The sequence below is a fragment of the Pseudoalteromonas sp. GW168-MNA-CIBAN-0100 genome (assembly GCF_040309225.1).
Classification (GTDB): Bacteria; Pseudomonadota; Gammaproteobacteria; order Enterobacterales; family Alteromonadaceae; genus Pseudoalteromonas; species Pseudoalteromonas arctica.
Genome location: NZ_JBEOOL010000039.1, coordinates 32,748 through 39,389 on the forward strand (window position 1 = coordinate 32,748; position 6,642 = coordinate 39,389).

Sequence of the window (6,642 nt, forward strand, 5' to 3'; positions counted from 1 at the left end):
TTTTAGTCAAGCAAGGAGCAACATACAATGAATGTTTTGCAAGGTGGGCATAAAGCACGGTAAAGTACGGATAATTTATCGATTCATTAGCTTTTGGAACCTAATAGTGCCTGACGCCGTTTTAAGCCCCGATTTAAAAATACTTAATTCACAATGTAGAGAGTTTATAGCCTCTTTAGTGCATGCCGATGTAGCTCACGATATTACCCATATAGAACGAGTGGTGCGCGTTGCAATACAGCTATGTAATGCGGAGCAGGCAAACATGTCAGTTGTATTACCTGCAGCGTGGATGCATGACTGTGTGGCGGTGGCTAAAAATCATCCTGATCGTGCAAAAGCCTCTACTATGGCAGCCGATAAGGCATTGGGATTTTTAAAATCTATTAATTATGACGAGTCACTTTTTGATGAGATTCATCATGCAATTGCGGCGCATAGCTTCAGCGCAAATATAAAAATTAAAACAGTTGAAGCGCAAATAGTACAAGATGCTGACAGAATGGATGCATTGGGCGCTATTGGAGTGAGTCGATGCATGAAAGTAGGCGGATCAATTTCTCGGTTATTGTATAACCCAAATGACCCTTTTTGTGTTGAACGCGAGGCTGATGATAAAACATACACGCTTGATCACTTTTTCATAAAGTTATTACATATTGCCGATAGTATGAATACCCCATCTGCTAAAGCAGAAGCGAACAGGCGTACAACGTACATGCATGAATTTTTAGAGCAATTAAAGTCAGAAATAGGTGAGTAACGTGAATAATACAAGCATACCTAAATTATCTGGGATTGATCATTGCCATTTAAATGTTGATAACTTGGTTGATGCCGTTAAGTGGTATGAGCGTGTTTTAGGTTTTAGTGTAGTACCCGAGCTTGCCTTTTGGGATGAGGACGGACGCGGCCCTTTAACACTTGAAGATACTAGTTCAACAACTCGTTTAGCACTTTTTGAAGGTGAGGGGCGTAGTAAAGGGATTGCATTTTTGGCCTCAGGGGATCAATTTATTCAATGGCGTAATCATCTTGAGGGTTTAAACATAAAAGCAGTGCTAGCGGATCATGGTGTAACGTTTTCTATGTACTTTAAAGATGAAAGCGGTAATAGCCATGAAATTACCTCACATGACTATCGTTATATAAAGTCTTACTATCCAAATGTTGAGCTTGGCTCTCACAGCGCTAAAAAGAATTAGCTTTCTTGATTTGCATTTTTTATAGCAATAATATCGTCTAAGTTTTTTACTAATAGTTCGATTAGAGCGGGATCAAAATGAGCTCCTGCTTGCTCTTGCATATGTAAAACTGTTTTCTCTACACTCCATGCCTCTTTATAAGGGCGTTTTGAAGTCAGAGCATCAAAAACGTCAGCAACGGCAACAATTCTACCTTCAATTGATATTTCTTCGCCTTTGATCCCGTTAGGATAGCCTGAACCATCCCATTTTTCGTGGTGTTCAATAGCAAGTTTATGAGCGAGTTGTAATAATGGCGATGAAGAATTTGCTAATATTTGTGCACCAATTATGGCGTGTTTCTTCATATGCTCAAACTCTTCAAAAGTTAACTTTCCTGGCTTGAGTAAGATAGCATCAGGGATACCTATTTTCCCAACATCGTGCATTGGGGCGGCTTGGCGTAAAAGCTCTGCACTTTGCTCATCCATACCTAGCGCTAATGCTAATACTTTGCTGTATTGGCTCATACGCACTATATGTTCGCCAGTGTCAGTATCTTTATATTCAGCAGCACGGCCTAGACGTTGTACTAAATCTACATGTGCTTGTTTTAATTGCTCAGCTTGCACTAGCGATAAGTGAGTTTTAACTCTAGCTCTTACAATAGCAGGGCTTATTGGCTTAGTAATATAATCTACGGCGCCTAACTCAAAACCTTTATATTCATCGCTTTCATCACCAAGTGCAGTTACAAAAATAATGGGGATGTGTGATGTTTTAGGGTTACCTTTAACTATTTGACATACTTCAAAACCATTCATATCTGGCATCATTATGTCGAGCAAAATTAGCTTTGGTAGTTCTTTTTCAAGTAGTGCCAATGCGGCATCACCCGATTTAGCAAACGACATACGATATTGATTACCTAACACTTCGCGCATTACTTTTAGATTTGCAGGCTCATCGTCAACAATTAATACTCGTGGCCTATCTGTTGTAAAATCCATTAATTAATACTCATTGTTCGTTAGTTTTTCAAGTAAGGTTTCTAGTATTACGTGTGCTTTATCAAAATCAAATTCATCAAAGGCCTCGGCTATAGCATCAACATCATCTTGACAGTTAGCAGGTGCGCCGCGTTGCAGTTTTGCTAGTAGCTCATCATTTAATTCTGCATTTTGTGCATCTTGATAAAGCGTCTTACACAGTGACTTAATTTCATCAATTGATAGCGTGTCAGAACTATTATCTTCAGGCTTACTACTTGGCTTATCGCAAGTATTAGATGATAGCAATTGTGAGATGACAAGTAGCTCGTTTTTTATATCGTCTAAAGTACTAATAACTTTAGCGTCACTTTGTTTTTGCTCTAAATCGGTTAATAACTTCATTAATGTTATTAGGCCTAAGTTACCAGCAACACCTTTAAGTGTGTGAATGGTGCTATCGACATCTTTTATGTTTGATAATTTATCACTGAATAATGTTTCGAACCGTTTATTACTGTCACTAATAAATTTAGTAATCTCTGTAAGTTGTTTACACTTAGAACCCCAAAGGGCTAACCCTTTTTCAAAATCTATATGCTGCGCTTTAGGATCGCTTTGCGATATAACCATTTCTTTTGCAATACCAAGACCAAGCACTTGTGCTATTTCTTGGTTTAGCTGATTTATATCGACGGGTTTATTTGCAAAGCCATTCATGCCTGCTTTTTTAGCCGTAAGCTTATCTTGTTGTAATACACTGGCTGTGAGCGCGATAATTGGCGTGTATTTAATTTGTCTTTGATTTTCTATTGCTCTTATTTTTTGTGTTGCCTCTATGCCATCACACAATGGCATATGTATATCCATTAAAATGACATCAAAGTCTTGTTCTTCAAATACTTTAATCGCTTCAAGTCCGTTAGATGCCTTGGTAACTGCATGCTGATCGCGTGACAGGAGTAAAGAAAGTAGTTCTGTATTTTGCTCTATATCGTCAACTACTAACACCCTAAGTGCAGGCAGTTGGGTGTGTAGACCATCAAAATGATCTATTTTAGTTTCGTCACCTAAAGTAAGCGGCAATGAAAAGTAAAAGCAGGTGCCTTTACCTAGTTCACTTACTAAGTTTATTGTTCCGCCCATAAGCTCTACAAGTTGTTTGCTTATGGTAGTACCGAGACCTGTTCCACCAAAGCGGCGAGTAGTAGTACCATCGGCTTGTTCGAAAGGTTGAAACACTGCTTGAATACGATCTTTTGCAATACCAATACCGGTATCTTGCACTTCAAAAAACAGATGCTGATTTTGTGTTATACCAACGGTTACGGTAACAGAGCCTTTTTCGGTAAACTTAATAGCATTACCAATTAAATTAGTAAGCACTTGCCTGAGTCGATCTGGGTCACCGTAATAAGTAGCACTTACTGATTCTTTAATATGGAGTTTAAGTTCTAAATCTTTCTTTTTAGCTTCTAACCAAAAAGTAGAAATAATACTGTCTATTACTGGCTTTAAACTAAAGTGTATTGGCTCAATAGTGAGCTTACCGCGCTCTAGTTTTGCAGAATCGAGTATCTCATTTAACAATCTAAGCAATGAACGCGCTGCATTATTTACGGTCACTAAATGTTTTTGTTGTTCTTGATCAAGTGGGGTATCCATTAATAAGTCGCTGAAACCTATTATAGAATTCATTGGGGTGCGTATTTCATGGCTCATATTAGCCATAAAAGATTGCTTTGCATAAGCAGCTTCTTCAGCTTTAAATTTAGCTTGCTCTAGTTTTTCTTCATATTCTTTGCGTTCTGTAATATCAACTAAAACACCATCAATCCACTTTGCTTGGCCTTGGGTATCAAAGTCGATGCTGCCTTTATCTAAAAGCCATAAGATTTTACCGCTTCTGTGGCGAATTCTGTATTCGATTGAATACTGACGTTTTTCTTCTACGGCTTTTGTGACGGCATCTACAATAGGTTGCTGGTCTGATTTTAAAACTAGATCGTTAAATTCAATGCAATGTTCAGTAAATTCATTAGGGTTATAACCCGTTAACTCGTTGATGCTCGGGCTGATAAAAAGCATGGTCCAGTTATCATCAAATTTACACCTAAAAGCCACACCTGGCATGTTATCCATTAAAGAGCGGTATTTTTGTTCTTTTTCCTCTAGGCTTTTTTGTAAAGCTCGTTGCTCTGATAAGTCTGTTATGAAGCCTACGTATAGAGGATTTTGCCCTGGCTGATTAACTTCTCCAATCCCCAAACGAATCGGGAATAAGTGGCCATTTTTATGCTTTGCAAAAATTTCACGGTTAACACCGATTACTTTACCTAAATCAATATTTTTAGCTTTAGAAAGGTAGCTATCGTGATGCATCGCGATAGCATCATCCATTAGCTTTTTAATATTATGATTTTGTACTTCATTTTCGTGCCAGCCAAAAATTTTACTGGCTGATTCGTTAAAACTTAAAATAATGCCTGTATGATCAATCGTTACAATTCCATCAATGGCTGTGCCTAAAATTGCGTTTAAGCGAGACTCGTCTGCTGACTTTTCTTCGAGCAGCATACGGTATCGAACCATGCCATTAAGTACCGCTACTACGCTTGTAATGGCAATCGTTGCAGTTGCAACCGCGATGGCTACAAAAGTGAGCCCAGCAGAAGCATTTGCGTCGTCATATAAAAGAGGAGATGTTGCAACAAAGCGTGTAGATGCCATGCCCATATAATGCATAGCAGCAACAGCAAAGCCTAATATTATAGCGCTGATGGCCCTATTTTGTAGGTATGATAGTTTTGGAAAAAATTTTTCAAGATTAAAGCGGCTATATAACGCTATAAACGAAAGAGCGACGGCAACTAAAATTGAAAGGCCAAAGGTCAGTGGGTCATAGCGCAACATTGGGGAAAGCTCCATTGCAGCCATACCGCTGTAATGCATTGTACCAATACCAGCCCCTAGCAAGATGGAGCAAATGCTGAGCACTCTAAAGTTTCCATCACTATTTACAAGTATTGATACCGCATACTGACATGCTAATAAAGCAGGAAGAAAAGAGAGTAGTGTGATTGTTGGATCGTAGCTTATATTAGTACATAGCGAAAAAGCTAACATACCTATAAAGTGCATACTCCAAATACCAGAAGAAAATACAGTTGCTGCGGTTATATTTGCTAAACGTTGATAACGAGGGAATCTAGTCTCTTTTGCTAAATCAATGAGCTTAGTAGTAAAAAAAGCAGCAAAAATGGCTATTAATACAGACATTGAGACTAGAAGAGGGTCGTATACCCCATTAAGTATTAGGCTTGGATCTTGGTCTGTAATGAAGAAAGCTGATAGCATAACGGCTCGAAATATAATCTTTATTTTACAAGTTTAATCTAATTTACTAATAAATGAACCGTTATTTCTAATCGCGCTATAAAGTGACGAATTTTAAGCAAATTTATTTATTGTTTTGTTATTGAAGTAAATAAAGTGATTTAACTTTCAATTCAAAGAAAACAGACGGCTCAATCTATAGCTTATTATAATAAAGCGGATTAGGAGTTAAGTGCGACTTTATGCTTAAGAGTTTAAAATTGATGGTAATATGGATTATATAAACGGATGCAATATTTAGAGTTTAGGTCGTGTTTGAATATCAATTGAAAAAGAGTACTAGACGCAAAACAGTCGCAATAAAAGTGCATAGTCAGAAGGTAACTGTGTATGCGCCACATTTTGTCGCAAAAAAACACATTGATACTTGGTTATTTGACAAACAAGAGTGGGTTGCAGAACAATTAAAAAAACAATCGTCAATTGATGACACTAAGCAGTACCCCTTTGAATCTAAAAAAATCAGGGTTTTTTCAGAAACTATTTGTTTGAAACTGGACTCAGGCCAAGATTCCAAAGTAACCCCGTATGATGACCACTTACTTATCACAATATCTCCTCGAGTTAAAAACACTTATCAAAATTATCGACAGCTATTAGAGACTTATTTAAAAGAGCAGCTTATTGCATACATAGAGATGCGTTTAGCGTATTTCTGTACTCAAATGGGTGAAGAGTTGCCAAATGATTTAAAAATAGGTGTTTATAAACGAAAGTGGGGGAGTTGTAATAGCAAGCGAGAACTCACTTTTAATTTACATCTTATAGGTGCTCCTTACCACGCTATAGATTATGTGATTGTTCATGAGCTTGCCCACTTAAAGTATTTAAATCATAGCAAAGCTTTTTGGCAGCGCGTAGAGGCGTTTTTCCCCGATTACAAAACATCATCTAATTGGTTAAAACAAAATGGTATGAGTTTACAGTGGGTGTTTTGATGTTACTGAATATAGGAATATAGGAATATAGGAATATAGGAATATAGGAATAGTAGAGAAGTGGTGGAGGGAGCTGGATTCGAACCAGCGAAGGCTGAGCCGTCAGATTTACAGTCTGATCCCTTTGGCCGCTCG

At 37.8% G+C, this 6,642-nt stretch carries 5 protein-coding genes; 3 read left to right on the forward strand and 2 right to left on the reverse strand.

Annotated elements, in window-relative coordinates:
* Positions 1-31 precede the first annotated feature (31 nt).
* On the forward strand, positions 32-763 hold the full coding sequence (locus AAEY62_RS18420) for an HD domain-containing protein (protein WP_502935520.1): 732 nt from the start codon (positions 32-34) through the stop codon (positions 761-763).
* A gap of 1 nt (position 764) precedes the next feature.
* Positions 765-1,205 carry a VOC family protein gene (locus AAEY62_RS18425; protein WP_024590998.1) on the forward strand — a complete coding sequence of 147 codons (441 nt, stop codon included), beginning with the start codon at positions 765-767 and terminating at the stop codon, positions 1,203-1,205.
* Here AAEY62_RS18425 and AAEY62_RS18430 read toward each other — a convergent pair.
* Together AAEY62_RS18430 and AAEY62_RS18435 are read right to left on the reverse strand one after the other, a co-directional pair.
* Positions 1,202-2,194 (reverse strand): response regulator, encoded by a 993-nt coding sequence (locus tag AAEY62_RS18430; RefSeq protein WP_350635746.1) that lies wholly within the window; start codon positions 2,192-2,194, stop codon positions 1,202-1,204. The two genes, AAEY62_RS18425 and AAEY62_RS18430, sit on opposite strands and share 4 nt — an antisense overlap.
* A gap of 3 nt (positions 2,195-2,197) precedes the next feature.
* Positions 2,198-5,530: an MHYT domain-containing protein gene (locus tag AAEY62_RS18435; RefSeq protein ID WP_350635748.1), complete on the reverse strand. Its 3,333-nt coding sequence runs from the start codon at positions 5,528-5,530 to the stop codon at positions 2,198-2,200.
* A gap of 290 nt (positions 5,531-5,820) precedes the next feature.
* On the opposite strand from AAEY62_RS18435, the gene AAEY62_RS18440 reads away from it, so the two are divergent.
* The gene (locus AAEY62_RS18440; RefSeq protein ID WP_350635750.1) at positions 5,821-6,507 is read left to right on the forward strand and encodes a M48 family metallopeptidase; all 687 of its coding nucleotides are present in this window, start codon (positions 5,821-5,823) and stop codon (positions 6,505-6,507) included.
* Positions 6,508-6,642 lie beyond the last annotated feature (135 nt).

Excerpts from the sequence above, each read along its gene's own strand:
- AAEY62_RS18420 (WP_502935520.1), top strand. The coding sequence starts at position 32 with ATGTTTTGCAAGGTGGGCATAAAGCACGGTAAAGTACGGATAATTTAT.
- AAEY62_RS18430 (WP_350635746.1), bottom strand. The coding sequence starts at position 2,194 with ATGGATTTTACAACAGATAGGCCACGAGTATTAATTGTTGACGATGAG.
- AAEY62_RS18435 (WP_350635748.1), bottom strand. The coding sequence starts at position 5,530 with ATGCTATCAGCTTTCTTCATTACAGACCAAGATCCAAGCCTAATACTT.